Source organism: Vagococcus fluvialis, from assembly GCF_048815235.1.
Classification (GTDB): Bacteria; Bacillota; Bacilli; order Lactobacillales; family Vagococcaceae; genus Vagococcus.
In genome coordinates, this window is sequence record NZ_JBMEAO010000008.1 from 14,703 (window position 1) to 32,325 (window position 17,623).

The following is a 17,623-nucleotide window of genomic DNA, read 5'->3' on the forward strand; positions in this document are numbered from 1 at the left end:
AGGCACTTCAAGTCTGATTTCTTGAGGTGCCTTTTAATTTATCTGTTTAATCTAAGGTAATAATTCCTAAATCTGATTTCCATTTTAAAATTCTTAGAACGGATTGATTTAGCTGTTCTTCCGAATACTCTCCAGATTGAACAGCAGACTTGATAACAGGTATTTGTTTGTCATAACTTGAAGATAAGATTAAATCATTTCCAGCTTTTAGAGCTTCTAAAGCCGCTGTTTCTTGTGTCGTAAAATCAGCTAAGCCAGCCATATCCATATCATCAGTCATGACTACCCCATTAAATTTTAACTCATCCCTTAATAATTGATTCACTTTAGGAGAAATAGATGCTGGTACATTAGGATCAATCGCTTTAACAATATTGTGTGAGACTAATATACTATCAGCACCAGCTTTAATTCCTGCTTCAAAAGGAGGTAATGAAGTGGTTTTAATTTCATCTAGAGAACGATTATCTGTGACAATTTCACTATGAGAGTCCAGATTGTCCCCCATTCCAGGGAAATGTTTTAGCGTAGAGCCAATTTCATTTTTCTTTAACTCTGTAACAACTTCCTCTAGATAGGAACTAGTTTCTGCTGTGTTAAGTCCAATTGTTCGGTCATAAATAAAACTCTCAGGGTCTGTTGAAACATCGGCAACAGGATATAAGCCAGTGTGGATACCTAACACTTTAAAAACATTAGATTTGTAATCAATATCCTTTTTAACAGCTTCAATGCCACCTGCTTTATATAGATCTTGTGGGGACTTAAAAGGTTCTGTTACAATTTTATCATTTTTACTAATTCGAGTAACTGTGCCTCCTTCTTCATCTGAAGCAATTAGCATCGGGACATCACTTTCTTGTTGGAAGCTATCGATTTTTGTTTTTAAAGTATCACTTGTCTCACCTTCCACATCTCTAGCAAATAATAAATAACCACCTAAGTGATAAGTTTTAATATCTTCTAGTTGATTTGTTTCAGGGACTCTTGCTAAAAATAATTGTCCTATTTTTTCATCTAAAGACATTTGACTAACTAAGCTATCTAGTTGTTCCTCTTTTGACTTAGGTGTTGCTTGCTCTTCTGTTTTTTTGATTGAATCAGATGATTTTGTGGTAGCTGTTTTAGCTTGCTTTGTTCCTTCTGATTGAGTTGGTATTAATAATTTTATCGTTAAGCCGATTGCTCCGATTAGAACAGCAGCTGCAAGTATAGCTTTTTTGGTTGAAAACATTTATTTAATTCCTTTCATTGTGATAATTAACTAATGATTGAATAATACCATTATAAATAGACACATTAAAGAAAAAAATGACGAACTTAACTCTTTTTTATTAGAAAGCGATTTAAATTTGTTTAAGTCAATTGATGAATACTAAAAGGATATATTATAATAGAAATGTTGTGAAAAATATAGAAAGATGTGGGTAAATGAATAAGAAATTAGTTACGTTGTTAAGTTTGGTTGGTGTATTAGTACTTGTTACCTTTTTATCAATAAAGAAAGTAGCTAGTGCTTTAGAAAATAATGGTTCTGTTGCTACTGGAGAAAAAGTAACAGAAGTAACAGACTCTTCCGTTGAAGAACTCAAAACGAAAGAAAAAACGGTTTTTGAAGAAGAGCAAGTGGTTAAAGAAGAAATCGTTCCTCAACTGGATATGACGTCTGGAACACTAAGTGAAGACGCTCTGCCTAAAGGAACTGTGGTATCAGTAAAACCCGTTGAAAACAATGAAGAATGGGTTGAGATTGATAGTAACCCTGCTAAAGGTTTCATTGAAAAAAAATATTTAGAACCTCGTCACATTCATATAACTGAGCGAGAAGCTAAAAGAACACAAGAACTCTCTAGTAATGAGCTGACAGCTAGTTTAGACACTACAATCAATCAGTTTGTAGCTGATCATGGTGGTGATATCAGTGTTTATGTGGAGACAACTGATGGTAACTACACTTATGGTTATGGTGAAGATAAGGTTAGACGAACAGCAAGTAGTATTAAACTACCTTTCATTGCTTATGTGATGACTTTAGTTGATCAAAAACAATTAGATTTAAATACACAGTTAACTTATACAGCAGGTTTTAAAATTGATGGAACTGGTATTATTCAATTCGAACCAATTGGAACTCAGTATACGATTAAGCAATTAGCCGAATTAGTTATCCGTTACAGTGATAATGTTGCCTATTTAATGTTGTTAAGTCACGTAGGAGAACAACAATTCATCAATTTCTTACATGAATTAGATCCAACTTCACCAAATAATCGTGTTTTCTCTACTTCTCATATTTTAACCAAAGCAATGAAATATGTGTATGATAGAAAAGATTCTAGTGAAAATATCAATCAACTTTATGAGTGGATGCAACAAAGTACGTTTGATGATGGTGTAGATGTGGGTCTTCCAGGAGTTGATGTGGTGCATAAAACAGGTTGGATGCCAATGTATACTGTAAGTAACGATATTGCTTTAGTCAAAGACGAAAAAAATCCTTACTACATAACTATTATGACATCTGGTTACGATGATAGTTACAGTGAAAAATCAATTTCTGATTTATCTTGGTTAATTGATGAACAGATGCTTAAATTAAAGTAATATAAAGACACGGACATGTAAAAAAAAGAGCCCATATTTTCAATTAAGAAAATATGGGCTCTTTTTTTACTATTTTACTTTAACAAAGTCAAGTTCAATCATGTCGTTTGTACCTGTTACAACTAATTTTCTATCGCTTTTTTTGGTTAAAATAAATCCTTCACCCAGATATTCTAAATCAATTGGCATACCCATTGTATCATCAAGAACATTAGCAATATCAATCATTTCAGCTACACTGGTTTCATAGCTAACCTCTGAACCATTATATTTTATTTTAGCTATGAATTTTTCCACTTTTTTTCGTTCGCTTGTACTTAATGACAAATCAGAAATTTCTTCCTTCAATAAGTTCATACTATCATCAAAATCATCTTGATCTAAATCAGTGTCTCTTCCTATAAATTTAATATGAGCACTTTCTAAAGGAAGGATGTATTCATTTTTATTTTTCTTGCGAAGTTTTCCTGAAATTATTAACTCTGTATCCGAATCAATATCCATTATTAATTCCGCTTGCTTACCTTTTATGTTTATCTCTTCATCATTACTATATTCACTGCTTGATTTCCAGTGTCCTTGAAGTGGTGTTTTATTCATAAAAAAGAATACTAATATAGCTAAAACAATTGCTCCAACAACCATTCCAACTTTTTGTTTCGGTAGCGTATTTAGAGAGTTAAAAGAAAAGCTCTTTTTCTTAGTATTAATTTTTGTTACCTCTCCTAGTTCAACTTCTTCAATCTGTTGCTCTACAGCTGTTCCACATTTAGGACAAAATTTCCCTTGTTCAGGTAATTGATTCCCACATTGGCTACAAAACTTTTTCATTTCAATTCTCCTTATAAGTCTGTTTCTTTAATAATTTTTCCGTTATTTTTATTAACAAGCTTAATGTGCTCGTTTTCCTGGATTAGGACATTTTCACCCAAGTCCAATAAGAAAGTGGCACCTTCAGAAAGTACCAATCCATCTTTGTTAAACACAATTTGTTTTAACGGATTTTCTTCAGATATATTTTCTCCAGTATAGATTGCTACTTGGAAAGTATTAGTGACGTATGAGGGATTATTAGCAGGTATTGTTTGTTGAGTCGCTAATTCTTCTCCTTTATCATTATAAACAGTAATGTAATATTCATCAGAATCGTTACTATTTGAATAAAATAGATTTGTCATATATGCAGGAAACACATTAGTCTCAAAACTATCATCAATAATTTCTTCTTCCAAAGTCATTAAACCATATGTATCTTTATCTTTGCTGAATGAAACCACACCGTTTTCATTAGGGCTAGACAAAAAATCGTATGAAGGTTCAATTATTGTTTCTCCCTGAATAGTTCGAATCCCATATTCGCTATCATCACCAAATGTAAAATACTTATTATCGATTGAAAACATTGGGGAACTCGTTAAAGTTTGAGGAATAATCTCATTTAATTCACCGTCAATTATCCCTACTTTCCCTAAAGTATTAGTGACTATAAAATAATCATTACGTCCATAATCACTATAGATATTTTCAAAAGATGTTTCTTCAACAATTTCGCCTTTTAAATTCATAATTTTAAAAGTTGAATTATCATGATCTTTTTTTACAGCAATTAGTTTGTCACTTAAAACAACTGCTTGGTCATTAATCGCTTCAACAACAATATCCCCGTCTTCATTAACAACGCCTGTTTTACTATTTTTATAAAAAGTAGTCATTGTTTTCCCATAAAAAGGAGAAATCATACGTTCACTAGCTTCTAGGACTACATTTCCTTTCACATCAATTAGACCAGAAAGTAATTTATAGTCATCACTAGATTCATCAGTTATTGTAAAATCCATTGTGCCATTTTTAGATTGCATACGAATCATTTCATATATCCCCATTTTAGGAGAATTGAATTGGCCAATAGAACCGTAACTGTCATCAATGATTTTATCTCCTTTGGTATTGATCATGGTAGCTTCGCCATCTTGAAAAGCGACACCAACGTTAAATTCATTAAAAACAACTGGAGATTGTCCAATGTCCTCATTAATGATGTTCAGATTTTGATCCATTAATCCAAACCCGTTACCATTTTTAAATGAAATAGGTTGTTTCGCTTTTTGTTTCGATTCCTTTTTACTCTTTTGTTCCATACTAGCTCCACTATTAGAACTAAATATTCCTTTTTTTGCTCCAAAACCAATTCCTGCTCCTAGTACTAAAATACCAGCTAGAATAACTGTCTTTTTATTTAGAAACTTTTTAGTAGATTTAGCAGGCTTAATACTTTGTTTAACAGGTTCTTCAATTTCAACAATTACTTCTTCTACTGATTTAGGCGCACCACATTTAGAACAAAATTTTGCTTCTTCTAAAATAGGTGCCCCACAATTATGACATTTCACCATGATTTATCTCCTAACAATAACTTTATTCATTAGCTCCATTATCTTTCACTTTTTTACCGCCATCTCCCATATCAACAAATTGGAAAGATTTTACTTTATAATTGTCTTCATCCATTTGAAGTTTAATCGTTACATTACTGTAGTCAAAACCTTCAATACGCATACTTTTTCTTGTAGCATATGGATAAGTCGTTCTGTATTCCACATTATATTTAATTTTATAGGTATCATCAGAAACTGGATCAACACTAGCAACGTTAATACTAAATCGTACACCCTCATACTCTTTTTTAGCAGAGCGGTCGCGACACCAAGTGATATACTCGTTTATTCCTGAAAAGGCTTTGTTTTTATCGCCATTTTCGTAGTATCTACTGGCAAATTCAGATGCATTATAATCACTTGAAGCACTCACTACTTTAGAGAAATCATCGTAAAATAAAGTTAATCCTCTTTCAACGTCTCTACTACTTGCTACATCAAATTTAAAGCGTAAGGAAGGTGCAGTGGATAACCCATTTCCTTCTTCATATAAATCCTCTTTTTTGACTGTTTGAGGCTCTGTTTTAATTTCTCCGCTGTCTGTTTTTTTGACAAGGTGAACCGTCATATTATCTTCCCATAAAAGAGGACCAACAGTGGTTTGTTCATCATCAACTGTTCCAACTTCTTTATCATTAATGTAAATTATAGAATCTTTCATGTTACTACTGATTGGTATTTTAACTTTAATAAATGACATATCTACATTATTTTGTTCGTCTGTTACTTCTGAAGATGGTAACAAATTATGAGTTGTTTCGACTGTTTCTTTTTGATCTTTGATAGAAGCTTTAAATTTGTACACACCTGGAACTAAAGGTCCAATTTTCCTCTCGAATTCATTACTATCAGTTGTAAATAATTCTTGCCCGTTCATTTCTATTTTACTGTTTTTAGAATTAGACGTGACAGTCGTATAAACTGGATTTACATCAATTTTATATTCGGGAAATAAGAAAGCTTTCTTTCCTTGTTCTTTTACCTCTAAACCGATATAAGATTCATTTTTATCAAATGCTTGACTTAATTTATTCACAGCATCTTTATTTTCTTCAAAATAAGCTAACATAGGTTGAACGATTTCTTTTGATAGTTTTAAACTAGGATCGTCAGATGTCATATGTTTAGATACAAAACTAGCGTCGTTGCGATTGATAGCTGTTATTAAATCTTTTATTTGATTGTCTTTGCTGTATTTATTGTCAAAAAATTTATACGCTATCCCTGCTCCAATGATTAATATCAGCAGTAGGGAAATTATTATTTTATTTTTAAGGCTCATTTTTTTCTTTGGTGTTTTTTCTGGTATTTCTTGGATAGAATCCCCTTGGTAATCAACTGTAGGGATTAATTGAAGCTCAATGTTATTTTGTTTTTTTAAAGAACTCTCTTCTTGTTGGACTTCACTAAAGGATTGTCCGCATTCTTCACAAAATAATCCCTCGCCAACACGTTCGGTTCCACATTTAGAACACAATTCTTTTACTGATTCAACTTTTGATTGAATATCAGTCTTGTTTTGTAAGTTATGACCACATGATTCACAAAACTTAGCCCCACTATCATTAACTGCTCCACATGAGGGACAGTCACTCGGCAGACTAACTGATACCTCTAGTAACGAGCTACCACACTCCTCACAAAATTTGCCATCTTTAGGATTCAGATGCCCACAATTATTACATTTATTCACTTGATGACTCCTCCTCTATTAACCTATCAATTTCTTTAGCGATTGCTTCTATTTCATCGTTTGAAAAATCTTCAGTTAGAATACTCAAAACATAAGGTGTATCTCCACTCACAATAGCAACATCATGATTAAATCCTTCATTAGTACCGATTTTGTGGTAAACATCCTTTTCTAGAACACCTATTTTTTCACGTGCCCATTCAGTTTCTAAAAAATAATCAACTCCAATTTGATTATCGTAAATAGCTTTCATTAAATTAGCTGCTGTATGTGCATTCATATTTTTAGTAAATTCTTTTTGTTCAAAAGTATAATACGTATCCATTGCTTTGACGAAGTCTTGATTGTTTTGATGTCCAACATAATAGCTTAATGTATTACTTGCTAAGTTATCGGAATGTGTAATAGTCCATTCTAATAATAATCCCACTGTATAAGTAGCTTGCTGTTCAATCTGGTACTGCATAACACCAGTACCACCACGAATCATCGCACCAGGAACATCATTTACTTCATCGAGATAAGTCAGTGGTGTTTCCTCTTGAATTGAACCATTTTTAATAGCTTCTTGGGTATATAAAATAATAGGTAACTTAGCAATACTAGCTCCATAAAAGACTTGTTCTTCATTGATCCTAAAAGTCTCTTTTGAATCAATTTTTTCAATGAAAATACCTATGTCTTGCTCTTGAAATATGTTTAAATACTCCTGAATGTGATTTACTTGGTCATAAGATAAATCAGAAGAAGTTGTACTTTGAGTACTTTCCTCTTCTGATTCACTTGAGCTATTTGAAAATGAGTTACTTATTTGTGTTGTCACATTATCTGATTTACAACTAGATAATGTGACAACCATAAAAACAAAGGATGTAATAACTAATATTTTCTTCATTAAACTAGAAAAAGAAACTTTGAATAAATGATCTTCCAAGTCCTTCTAACACATCTGTAATGACACTAAAAATACTTGCACCAACAATATCTGTTAACAAGATATTAACAATAAATTGAATAATACTTGCAACAATTAAAAAGCCAATAGTCCAATAGAATTTATTTCTCACTGAATTCGAATTATCAATTGTCCATAAGTTTGCGATATAACTAATATTAATAAGGAATAATACAAGAATAAATAAAAGTGTAAACATGACACTAATACCATTTGGAGAAATAATTGCTAAAACAAGCATGGCTAATGTAATATAAACACCACTACTTATAGGTGCATACATATGTTCAAACGCATCTGTTAAACTTGAAGGCATCTTAAATATTTTTGTTGATAACACATGGACAGTTAATACATTAATAGCTTGTCCTACTAATAGGATAAGTAATACTGGTAAAAATAAAGTTAATTTTCCATTTTGATATGAAATTTTACCTAAAGCAAAGCTAATAGAGAAAGCTAGAATAGTATTGATAAGTAAAAAGGTTACTAAACCAAAAATACCATTTTCATTTTTCCCTTTTAAAATAGGACGTAAAACATTTTTATTTAAATAAGATAGATAGTTTTTACTTTTATCTGTAAATTGATTCACTGATTCTTGGTTGATCGTGATAATTGGTGTTCCTTGTTGTTGTCCATTTTGTTGCTGTTGATTCTGTTGTTGATATGATGCTTGTTCTTGGTATTGTTGCTGAGGTTGCTCTGGTTGAATCGGTTGTTCATAAACAGGTTCTTCGACAATCGGCTCCTCCACTGTTTGTATTGTTTCCTGATATTCAGTTGTATTAGTAACCTCTTCAACAACTTCTTCAATGATAGGCTCAACAATAATTGGTTCTGATGTTACTTCTACTTCTTTTTGCTCGCCACCACAGAACGGACAAAATTTAACTTTTTCTTTGATTTCTTTTCCACAATGCATACAAAATTTCATTTTTATTCCTCCAATTTAATAATTCCTAATTTATATTTCCAATTTAATATACGTAATACAGATTGATCTAACTCTTTTTCGTTATACTTACCTGTTAAAATAGCGTCCTTAACAACAGGTATTTGTTTTTGGTAAGAAGAAGACAAAATTAAATCATTTCCTGCCATTAATGCTGCTAAAGCTGCTTCTTCTTGAGTAATAAAGTCTGCTAATCCTGCCATATCCATGTCGTCTGTCATGACAACGCCATCGAAGCTTAAATCTTCACGCAAATAACCAATAACTTGTGGAGATATGGACGCAGGGACATTCGAATCTATTCCTTGAACAATATTATGAGATACTAAAATACTATCTACTCCTGCTTCTATTCCCGTTTTAAATGGTGGAATAGAAGTCCTTTCAATCTCTTCAAAACTACGATTATCATAGACGATATCAGTATGAGAATCTTGATTCTCACCATATCCAGGAAAATGTTTCAAGGTAGAACCGATTTGATTTTCAGTCGATGCTTTTACAACTGCTGTAATATAATCATTTGTTCCCTTAACATCTAAACCAATTGTTCGATCAAAAATAAAACTATCTGGGTCCACTGAAACATCAGCTACTGGTGATAAGCCTGTATGGATTCCTAATTCTTTAAAAATACTAGCTTTAGCTTCTATGTCATTAACAATTGACTCCATCCCACCTGATTTGTATAAATCTTGAGGCGACTGGAACTGTTTTGGCACTACAGACGAATTACGACTAATACGTGTAACTGTCCCGCCCTCTTCATCAGAAGCAATCATAAAAGGAATCGCAGCTGTATCAGAATAGGAGCTAATCTTTTTTTGTAGACTTGCTTTTGTTTCTCCTTCAACATCTCTACTAAATAATAGATAACCACCTAAGTGATATTTTGTAATATCTTCTAGTTGGTTATATTCAGGTACTCTTACTAAAAATAATTGCCCGATTTTTTCATCTAAAGTCATACTTTTTAGAAGATCATCAAGTTGCTCCTCAACACTTAAGGTCTTGATTTCAGTTTCCAGTGTGCTAGATTCACTTGTACTACTTGTTTCTTGAGAGCTAGATGGGTGTAACTTTTCTACTTCTTTCACATCTTTTGATTTTAACCAATAAAAGGAGAGACCCATAACAATAATTAATAGTAAAACTAACAAACCTAATAATGCATTTTTTGAATTGGTAGACATATATTAAGAAACTCCTCCATTATCTACTACTTCAAAATTATCTGTACCACCTAAACTAACAATTTTAAAGGTTTCAGATTCTTCATCAAACCTAAAAGTTGCCTTTTTGTATCTAAATACTTGGACAATATCATCCATTTTATAGGACTGATAGACAGTACGATATTCAATTAAGTATTGTGCTTCATACGTATCTTTTCCAGTCATTGTAAATGATTCTACTTCAGGCGTTCCTACAACACGTGATTTTTCTTTGCTTGAACGAACCCCATTAATAAATTTTGTAAAATCATGGAACTCAGCGTTATCTTCTCCGTTAGCAAAGAACTCTGCAAGACTTGAGCTCTGAGATAAATCAAGATTTCCTGAACCACTAGTATATGACGTTACATCTGAATAGAAATTATTCAAGAAATAAGAAATATCATCTTCTGTTTTAATATCTGCAAAAGTTAAATTTATTTCAGAGTAATATTCATCCTTTTTATAATCTTCTTCTAAGTAGTCACTAGATTCAATCTCAGTTTTCTCTGTCTCCAGTACTTCTTTTCCAATTGTTTTAGTTAATTTAACAGACATTCCTTGATGCCAAACAAGATCTTTAATTTCAGCTGATCCATCTTTTATCGTAGCAACTTTTTTATCATCTACTAAAACATCAGCTCCTTCGACGTTAGAAGTTACCTTGAAAGCTACTTTATGTAAATCAATTTCAACTTCCTTATTCTCTTCAAAATCATTGTTTTCTTGACGAACTAAATCAACCTTTGTATTAGTTGAAACATCTTTTAAAGTCCCTTTAACCTCGTATTGCCCAGGTGTTAGTGGTCCTACTTTGATTGTTTCTTTTTTGTTGTCTTCTTCTTTTTTACCATCAATTTCAATTAAAACGTCTTTAGGCGATTTTGAAACAGTCATATAAACAGGTTTTACTTCTACAGCGTATTTATCATATAAAAATAATTGCTTGCCATCAGACGTAATAGATAAATCCTTATGAGTATTATTTTTCCCATCAAGTTCTTTCATGAGAATAGAAAAGGCTTCTTTATTATCATCTTCTTTATAGTAATCAGTTAATTTCTTTAAACTGTCTGCAGATATTTTATAGCTTGGATCTGTTGATACCATAACCTCTGCCCATTTTTTAGGATCTTTTGTTTCAATGACTTCTTTTAAACGTTTCACTTGATTCTCGTAGCTATAATAATAACTACCAAAATAATAGCCACCTACTCCAATTACAACAATTCCAGTACCTAAAATAAGTCCAATTTTTTTCTTTTTGGACATTGGCTGCTTAGGCATGACAGGTTGTTGAAATTGTTGTTGTTGTTCTACAGGTAATACCGGTGGTGTTTGATTTTGAGATGGACTAGTTGAAACAACAGGCTGAGAGCTTTCCTCTGTTTCTGTTTCGGTCGTTTCGGTTCCTTCTAGAAGATTCACGCCACATTCTTCACAGAAAGCAAAACCGTCCTCGTTTTTGTGACCACAGTTCCAACAAAACTTCATTTACATTCCTCCTCCTTTTATTATTATTTTTAGATGTAACCAACTATACATTTTATCATACATGAAAGTAACTTTAAACAACAATTTGAATAAAAATGAGAATTAAGTGTTTTAAAAAAACGTGTTTTTAAATATTTTATTTAATAAAACCTGGTTAATGTAGGTGTTTCATAAACTGTTCACTTTTCTTTTTATATATATACCATTTAAAAAAATATAAACAACAAGGAATTAATTTTTTTAAGGCAACTATAAATCAAATTATAAGTATTTTTTTATAAACGTTTCCTATTTTTTTAATAAAAACAACGCATTTGTGGTAAAATAATAATCATAAATAGACAGTTTGCTTATTTCATAGCTGTACCTAAATTAAAGGAGTGGTGACAATGATTAGTAACGAACAACGTTTTATTATAATAGCCATTTATGTGATTGCTTTTATCCTAATTGGTTTATATTTACGCGGTTCTTCTCTTTTTTTCCCATTCTTATTTACTGGGATTATCTTGGCTCATGCTATAAAAAAACATTTCTTTACTAACCAAAAATAATCAAAAAGAGATTAGGTTTATTCTCCTAATCTCTTTTTGATTATTTATTTTTTTTAACAGGACAATCAACTGAAGAACAATCACATGAACTTTCTCGTTTGATACCATATTTATAAATAACTACTCCTACACCAGTGAAAATGATAGCAGCTAGTACTATAGTTCCCATAACATCCTCCTATAATATTTCTATTCCAGATATAATTAATTGCTTTTGTTTTGTTGGTTTCTTAATGATTAACATGACAATAATAACTAATAACACACTAGCTAAAATTGGTCCTATCCCAAAGGAAACATCTTCTATAACAACACTTCCCAATTGATAGATAATGAAACTAACTAGGTAAGCTAGACCGCATTGGTAAGATATAGCTAATGTTGTCCATTTCCAATCATTCATTTCTCTTCTAATGGCTCCGATGGCTGCAAAACAAGGGGCGCATAACAAGTTGAAAATTAAAAAAGAATAACCTGCTAATGGGGTTAGGCTAGCACTAAGTAGTGGCCAAAATTCTGAACCTACCTCAGAGGCTAACTCCTGATGTCCATAAAGGATACCAAACGTCCCAACAACATTTTCTTTAGCAATTAAGCCAGTAATAGTTGCAATAGTCGTTTGCCAGTTTCCCCATCCTAAAGGAAGAAAAATGAAGGAAATTCCTTTTCCAATAAAAGCAAGGATACTCTTTTCAGCATCTACCATTTGCAGTTGAAAATTAAAGTTCATTAAAAACCAAATAATAACCGAACTTGCAAAAATAATAGTTCCTGCTTTTTTTACAAAAGAAAGAGAACGTTCGTAGGTTTGTTGTAAACTATTTTTAAGGCGCGGAATATGGTATGTCGGCATTTCCATAATAAATGGTGATGTGTTTCCACTAAAAAGGGCAGTTTTCTTTAAAATAATCCCCGAAATAACAATAGAAGCAATCCCAATAAAATAAGCTGAAGGAGCTACCCAACTGCTGTTAGGGAAAAATGCTCCTGCAATCAAACCAATAATAGGTAATTTAGCAGAACATGGCATAAATGTTGTGGTCATAATCGTCATTTTTCTATCTTTTTCATTTTCGATTGTTCGACTAGCCATAATACCTGGCACACCACATCCTGTAGCTATTAGCATTGGAATAAATGATTTACCAGATAAACCAAATTTTCTAAAGAAACGGTCCATTACAAAAGCGATTCTCGCCATATAACCGCAATCTTCTAATAAGGATAGACATAAGAATAAAACTATTAATTGAGGTAAAAATCCTAACACAGCTCCTACTCCTGCAATGATACCATCTAATATCAGAGATTGAAGCCAAGGAGCTATCTGCCAACTATTTAAAAGATTACTTACTACATCAGGCACCCATTCGCCGAAGAAGACATCATTAACCCAGTCTGTCCCTAGGATTCCAACTGTTTGAATGGACAAATAATAGACTGCCCACATAATCATGGCAAAAATTGGTAGAGCTAACCATTTATTAGTTACAATTCGATCAATTTTATCAGTAGCTGTTAATTTAAAGTCTTTTGATTTAATGGTACTTAGAGAAACCAATTGAGCAATAAATTCATAGCGCTCGTTTATGATAATACTTTCACTATCGTCACCAAGTATTTTTTCTGTTATGGTAATAATCTCTTCAATTTCTTCCTTAATATCACTAGCTAGTGGTAGTTGATTAGAGACATTAATATCTCTTTCAAATAATTTGATGGTAAACCACCTTAACTGATGCTTTGGCACATGTGAGCTAATGAGTAGACTAATATCATTTAAAGCCACTTCCAACCGATCATCAAATACTGGATAATCTTCATGATAAACAAAAGTTGGATCTTGGTGTTTTAATTGCTCTTTTAGCTTATGAATGCCTTCTTTTTTTATGACGCTTATTGGATAAACGGGAACTCCTAAACCGTAACTTAGTTTTTCGCAATTAATAACGGTTCCTTCTTTTTTGACTACATCCATCATATTGATACAAATAATTGTAGGGATCCCTACTTCTAATAGTTGTGTTGTTAAATAAAGGTTTCGTTCTAGATTAGTTCCATCTACAATGTTTAGTATTTGATGAGGATATTCTTGTAATAAATAGTCTCTAGCAACCACTTCTTCAGGAGTATAAGGTGATAATGAATAGATACCAGGTAAATCTTGTAAAATAACCTGTTTATTATCTTTTAAATTACCACTTTTTCTTTCTACTGTAACTCCTGGCCAGTTACCCACTGATTGATTAGAACCTGTTAATTGATTAAAGAGGCTTGTTTTTCCACTATTAGGATTTCCGACTAAGGCGACGTGCTTTTCTACTTTCATGTTGTCTGCTCTCTTTCAACTAAAATAAGATTAGCTTCATTTTTTCGTAAAGTTAATTCATAATTTCTAACTTCTATCTCTATAGGATCTCCTAGGGGGGCGAATTTTTTTATTTTAATCGGTGTTTTTTTCGTCAATCCCATATCCATTAAGCGTCTTTTCAAAGCCCCTGTTCCTAAAATTTGAACAACTTTAGCAGTGTCCCCTTCTTTTAACTCATCAAGAGATGTTTGATAAGTTGCCTGAGTACTCTCTTTTTCAGTCACCTTGATTCCTTTAGCAATTGTTTCGTCTAAACCGATTCTCGTTCCTTGAAATACAACGATGATAGGTTGCCCGACTTGTTTCGAGACGATGTAAATATCAACTCCTGCTACAAGTCCTAAATTATTTAAATGCCTTTCGTGAACTTTTGAACCATCAAAGCCTTGAAATTGATAAATTCGGTTTAACTGACATTTGATTATACTTTCCATGACAACTTTCCTTTCTTATAAAACCAAGGTTGATAATGATTCTCATTATTATTCATTTTACGTCGGAAAGGACTTCTTTGTCAATGACTATTTGTGATTTCTAACACATATAATAACAAAAAAAGAACCTATCTTTATTCAGATAGATCCTTTTTAAATTTATATTACAGAGCTAAGTCGTCACTTTTAGATAATTTCATGAATAGAAGTAATGACAGCACTGTGATAGCTGTTAAGATAGTTGATAAGGCTGCTGCAATTCCATAGTTACCTCGAATAACCTCTGTATAAATGGCAACGGTCATTGTTCTGGTTTTGACATTGTAAAGTAATATCGAAGTAGATAACTCAGAAATCATCGTTATCCAAGAAAGAATTGCTCCAGATACAATGCCTGACATCATCATCGGCACTGTAATTTTGAAGAAGGTATTTAATCGACTACTGCCTAAATTCTCAGCAGCTTCCTCAATACTAGGAGAAATTTGTTGGATACTCGCAACTGATGAACGGATTGTATAAGGTAATCGTCGAACGGATAATGAGATTACCATAATAGCTACTGTTCCAGTGATCGCTAAAAAGCCAGAGTTCATCACGCCTGTATTGAAGGCTGTAATAAAAGCAATCCCCATTACTGTACCTGGAACAATATATGGAATCATACTTAAACTATCAATTATATTTGTAAATATGTTACGTTTTCTAACAGTTAAGTAAGAAATAAAAATAGCAAAAATAATTACAAATACTAAGGCAATTAGTGGAATTCTAATGGTATTAAGAATAGCTGACCCCATACGATCAAAGGCTTGAACATAACTGTCTAAAGAATATCCTGGCACAAATATCATACCTGATGTTTTTAAGAATGACGTATAGATGAGATAAGCTTGTGGTAACACAGCTAAACCAACTATTCCGTAAACAACAAAATAGATAAGACCTTTAGCCAAAGGTCTTGCATCTTTTGCTTGGATTGGATGAAGTGAATTCATACTAAAGCTAAATTTTCTAGCAATTGCTTTTTGAGTTAAGAAAATAACTAAAGCAATTGTAATGGCAATAATCGCTAAAGAAGAAGCAAAAGCTGCATTCCCCCCCACTTCACTAATAAACTGAGTATAAATTAACACTGGAAACGTTCGGTAACCTTCACCAATTAACATTGGCGTACCAAAATCAGAAAATGCTCTCATGAAAACAAGTAAAGCTGCAGCTAAAAGAGTTGGAGTTAGTAAAGGTAATAAAACTTGTGTGAATCGTTTAACTCCCTTACTCCCCATACTTTCGGCAGCTTCCAAGATTGATTGATCAATACTTTTAAAAGCACCATTGGCATATAGGAATACTAATGGGAACAACTGTAATGAAAAAACTAATACAATACCCCAAAAACCATAAATATCTAATTGCGGTAAATGGAATAAATTAGTTAGAAATTTAGTAATAACACCATTTCTTCCTAAAAGTAATACCCATGAGTATGCTCCTACAAAGGGAGCTGACATCGACGCAATAATAATTAGCACTTGAAGAACTTTCTTCCCTTTAAATTGATACATATTAAAAAGATAAGCTAACACAACACCAATTACTAATGCGAAAAGGGTTGCGGTTGTTGCTACTTTAAAACTATTTAGCAATGTTGAAAAATAATAAGTCTTCGAAAAAAATGTACTAAATTGTTCTAAAGAAAAGTGTCCATCTTTAAATAAAGCTTGAGATAAAATAGTCACGATAGGATAAACTAAAAATAATAAATACACCACAATAATAATAAGAGTTGATGCTGTCCAAATAGTTACCTTACTTTGTTTATTTGTTTTCATCAGTAACCTCCATTAAGTTGATTGCTCCATCAGCAGTAAACAAGTTAATCTTTTGACGATTAATACTTATTTTTATGGTATCCCCTTTACCTAAGTCTTCATTAAATGTTGATTCTTCACTCATTTGAATTCTTTCACCAAATGGAAGTGTCATGATGTATTCTGTGTTTTGTCCTAAATATAAGCTGTCATTTATAGTTGCTGCAATATCGCCATCAGTTGAACGAACAAATTCTTCTGGGCGAATGCTTACTCGAATATTTTGTTCCTCTAAATGTGATAATTCAGGAAACCCAATCATGTAACCATTTGAAAACTCAACATAAGTATTACTATTCTGATGAACTAGTTTTGCCTCAAGCATATTAGTTCGACCAATGAAAGTTGCTACAAACTCATTACTTGGTCGATGATATAGCTCTTTTGGTTTTCCAATTTGTTGTATTTTACCTAAATTCATAACGGCTATTTGATCAGAAATTGCCATAGCTTCTTCTTGATCGTGAGTTACGTAAACTGTGGTAATACCAACCTCATGTTGAATCTCTCGAATAACTTGGCGCATATCAACTCGTAGTTTAGCATCTAAGTTACTTAAAGGCTCATCCATTAATAAAACATCAGGCGTGATAGCTAACGCTCTAGCTAATGCAACACGTTGTTGCTGACCTCCACTTAGTTGTGCTGGTTTACGATTAGAAAAATCAGCAATTTGCATTAAAGATAAGTATTTTTGTGTTTCTTTTTCTAGAATATCTTTAGAAACTTTTTTTTGTTTTAATCCAAAAGCAACATTATCTTTCACTGTCAAATGAGGAAAGATAGCATAATTTTGGAAGACCATTCCAATATTACGTTTGCTAGGTTCCTTATCGTTGATTCGTTCATTTCCAAAGTAGAAGTCGCCGCCTTCAATGGAGTTAAATCCTGCAATCATTCTTAAAAGAGTTGTTTTACCACAACCAGAAGGCCCTAAAAGGGTAAATAAAGAGCCGTCTGGAATGGTTACATTTAAATCTTCAATAATAGTTATATCATCGTACATCTTTTTGGCATGGTTAATAATAATTTCGCTCATCTAA

15 protein-coding genes are annotated in these 17,623 nt (G+C 32.3%); 2 read left to right on the top strand and 13 right to left on the bottom strand.

Annotation, left to right across the window (positions count from 1 at the left end):
• Window positions 1-46 precede the first annotated feature (46 nt).
• Window positions 47-1,234, bottom strand: coding sequence for a glycoside hydrolase family 3 N-terminal domain-containing protein (locus ACODH8_RS06505; RefSeq protein WP_332465345.1), 1,188 nt, complete (start codon window positions 1,232-1,234; stop codon window positions 47-49).
• A 197-nt stretch (window positions 1,235-1,431) separates the two neighbouring features.
• On the opposite strand from ACODH8_RS06505, the gene ACODH8_RS06510 reads away from it, so the two are divergent.
• Window positions 1,432-2,604: a serine hydrolase gene (locus tag ACODH8_RS06510; protein WP_332465344.1), complete on the top strand. Its 1,173-nt coding sequence runs from the start codon at window positions 1,432-1,434 to the stop codon at window positions 2,602-2,604.
• A 69-nt stretch (window positions 2,605-2,673) separates the two neighbouring features.
• Here the strand turns inward: ACODH8_RS06510 and ACODH8_RS06515 are convergent, their stop codons facing one another.
• The 7 genes from ACODH8_RS06515 to ACODH8_RS06545 are packed head-to-tail and all read right to left on the bottom strand — an operon-like array spanning window position 2,674 to window position 11,350.
• The gene (locus ACODH8_RS06515) at window positions 2,674-3,435 is read right to left on the bottom strand and encodes a zinc-ribbon domain-containing protein (RefSeq protein WP_332465343.1); all 762 of its coding nucleotides are present in this window, start codon (window positions 3,433-3,435) and stop codon (window positions 2,674-2,676) included.
• 11 nt (window positions 3,436-3,446) lie between these two features.
• Complete coding sequence (locus ACODH8_RS06520) at window positions 3,447-4,997, bottom strand: zinc ribbon domain-containing protein (RefSeq protein ID WP_332465342.1); 1,551 nt, start codon at window positions 4,995-4,997, stop codon at window positions 3,447-3,449.
• A gap of 22 nt (window positions 4,998-5,019) precedes the next feature.
• A complete protein-coding gene (locus ACODH8_RS06525; protein WP_332465341.1) occupies window positions 5,020-6,732 on the bottom strand; it encodes a zinc ribbon domain-containing protein in 1,713 nt (570 codons plus the stop codon).
• Window positions 6,725-7,666, bottom strand: a complete 942-nt coding sequence (locus ACODH8_RS06530) for a serine hydrolase (protein WP_332465340.1) — start codon at window positions 7,664-7,666, stop codon at window positions 6,725-6,727. Before ACODH8_RS06530 ends, ACODH8_RS06525 begins: the two co-directional genes overlap by 8 nt.
• Window positions 7,632-8,624: a zinc ribbon domain-containing protein gene (locus ACODH8_RS06535; protein WP_332465339.1), complete on the bottom strand. Its 993-nt coding sequence runs from the start codon at window positions 8,622-8,624 to the stop codon at window positions 7,632-7,634. Before ACODH8_RS06535 ends, ACODH8_RS06530 begins: the two co-directional genes overlap by 35 nt.
• Window positions 8,625-8,626: 2 nt before the next feature.
• Window positions 8,627-9,835, bottom strand: a complete 1,209-nt coding sequence (locus ACODH8_RS06540) for a glycoside hydrolase family 3 protein (protein ID WP_332465338.1) — start codon at window positions 9,833-9,835, stop codon at window positions 8,627-8,629.
• A gap of 3 nt (window positions 9,836-9,838) precedes the next feature.
• Entirely contained in the window at window positions 9,839-11,350 is a 1,512-nt protein-coding gene (locus ACODH8_RS06545) for a zinc ribbon domain-containing protein (protein WP_332465337.1), read from the bottom strand.
• Between the two features lie 389 nt (window positions 11,351-11,739).
• Between ACODH8_RS06545 and ACODH8_RS06550 the strand changes: the two genes are divergently transcribed.
• The gene (locus ACODH8_RS06550) at window positions 11,740-11,904 is read left to right on the top strand and encodes a hypothetical protein (RefSeq protein ID WP_332465336.1); all 165 of its coding nucleotides are present in this window, start codon (window positions 11,740-11,742) and stop codon (window positions 11,902-11,904) included.
• A 40-nt stretch (window positions 11,905-11,944) separates the two neighbouring features.
• Here ACODH8_RS06550 and ACODH8_RS06555 read toward each other — a convergent pair whose 3' ends face one another.
• The 5 genes from ACODH8_RS06555 to ACODH8_RS06575 form a co-directional block, all read right to left on the bottom strand.
• Window positions 11,945-12,073, bottom strand: coding sequence for a FeoB-associated Cys-rich membrane protein (locus tag ACODH8_RS06555; RefSeq protein WP_332465335.1), 129 nt, complete (start codon window positions 12,071-12,073; stop codon window positions 11,945-11,947).
• 9 nt (window positions 12,074-12,082) lie between these two features.
• On the bottom strand, window positions 12,083-14,233 hold the full coding sequence (gene feoB, locus ACODH8_RS06560; protein ID WP_332465334.1) for a ferrous iron transport protein B: 2,151 nt from the start codon (window positions 14,231-14,233) through the stop codon (window positions 12,083-12,085).
• Window positions 14,230-14,709 (bottom strand): ferrous iron transport protein A, encoded by a 480-nt coding sequence (locus ACODH8_RS06565; RefSeq protein ID WP_332465333.1) that lies wholly within the window; start codon window positions 14,707-14,709, stop codon window positions 14,230-14,232. Before ACODH8_RS06565 ends, feoB begins: the two co-directional genes overlap by 4 nt.
• A gap of 164 nt (window positions 14,710-14,873) precedes the next feature.
• Window positions 14,874-16,541, bottom strand: a complete 1,668-nt coding sequence (locus ACODH8_RS06570) for an ABC transporter permease (protein WP_420517647.1) — start codon at window positions 16,539-16,541, stop codon at window positions 14,874-14,876.
• Window positions 16,528-17,619: an ABC transporter ATP-binding protein gene (locus ACODH8_RS06575; protein ID WP_332465331.1), complete on the bottom strand. Its 1,092-nt coding sequence runs from the start codon at window positions 17,617-17,619 to the stop codon at window positions 16,528-16,530. Before ACODH8_RS06575 ends, ACODH8_RS06570 begins: the two co-directional genes overlap by 14 nt.
• Window positions 17,620-17,623 lie beyond the last annotated feature (4 nt).

Bases quoted from the DNA above. Each gene is read 5' to 3' on its own strand.
- ACODH8_RS06575 (WP_332465331.1), bottom strand. From the start codon at position 17,619: ATGAGCGAAATTATTATTAACCATGCCAAAAAGATGTACGATGATATA.
- ACODH8_RS06535 (WP_332465339.1), bottom strand. From the start codon at position 8,624: ATGAAATTTTGTATGCATTGTGGAAAAGAAATCAAAGAAAAAGTTAAA.
- ACODH8_RS06550 (WP_332465336.1), top strand. From the start codon at position 11,740: ATGATTAGTAACGAACAACGTTTTATTATAATAGCCATTTATGTGATT.
- ACODH8_RS06545 (WP_332465337.1), bottom strand. From the start codon at position 11,350: ATGAAGTTTTGTTGGAACTGTGGTCACAAAAACGAGGACGGTTTTGCT.
- ACODH8_RS06565 (WP_332465333.1), bottom strand. From the start codon at position 14,709: ATGGAAAGTATAATCAAATGTCAGTTAAACCGAATTTATCAATTTCAA.
- ACODH8_RS06510 (WP_332465344.1), top strand. From the start codon at position 1,432: ATGAATAAGAAATTAGTTACGTTGTTAAGTTTGGTTGGTGTATTAGTA.
- ACODH8_RS06555 (WP_332465335.1), bottom strand. From the start codon at position 12,073: ATGGGAACTATAGTACTAGCTGCTATCATTTTCACTGGTGTAGGAGTA.
- feoB (WP_332465334.1), bottom strand. From the start codon at position 14,233: ATGAAAGTAGAAAAGCACGTCGCCTTAGTCGGAAATCCTAATAGTGGA.
- ACODH8_RS06515 (WP_332465343.1), bottom strand. From the start codon at position 3,435: ATGAAAAAGTTTTGTAGCCAATGTGGGAATCAATTACCTGAACAAGGG.
- ACODH8_RS06540 (WP_332465338.1), bottom strand. From the start codon at position 9,835: ATGTCTACCAATTCAAAAAATGCATTATTAGGTTTGTTAGTTTTACTA.
- ACODH8_RS06505 (WP_332465345.1), bottom strand. From the start codon at position 1,234: ATGTTTTCAACCAAAAAAGCTATACTTGCAGCTGCTGTTCTAATCGGA.
- ACODH8_RS06520 (WP_332465342.1), bottom strand. From the start codon at position 4,997: ATGGTGAAATGTCATAATTGTGGGGCACCTATTTTAGAAGAAGCAAAA.
- ACODH8_RS06570 (WP_420517647.1), bottom strand. From the start codon at position 16,541: ATGAAAACAAATAAACAAAGTAAGGTAACTATTTGGACAGCATCAACT.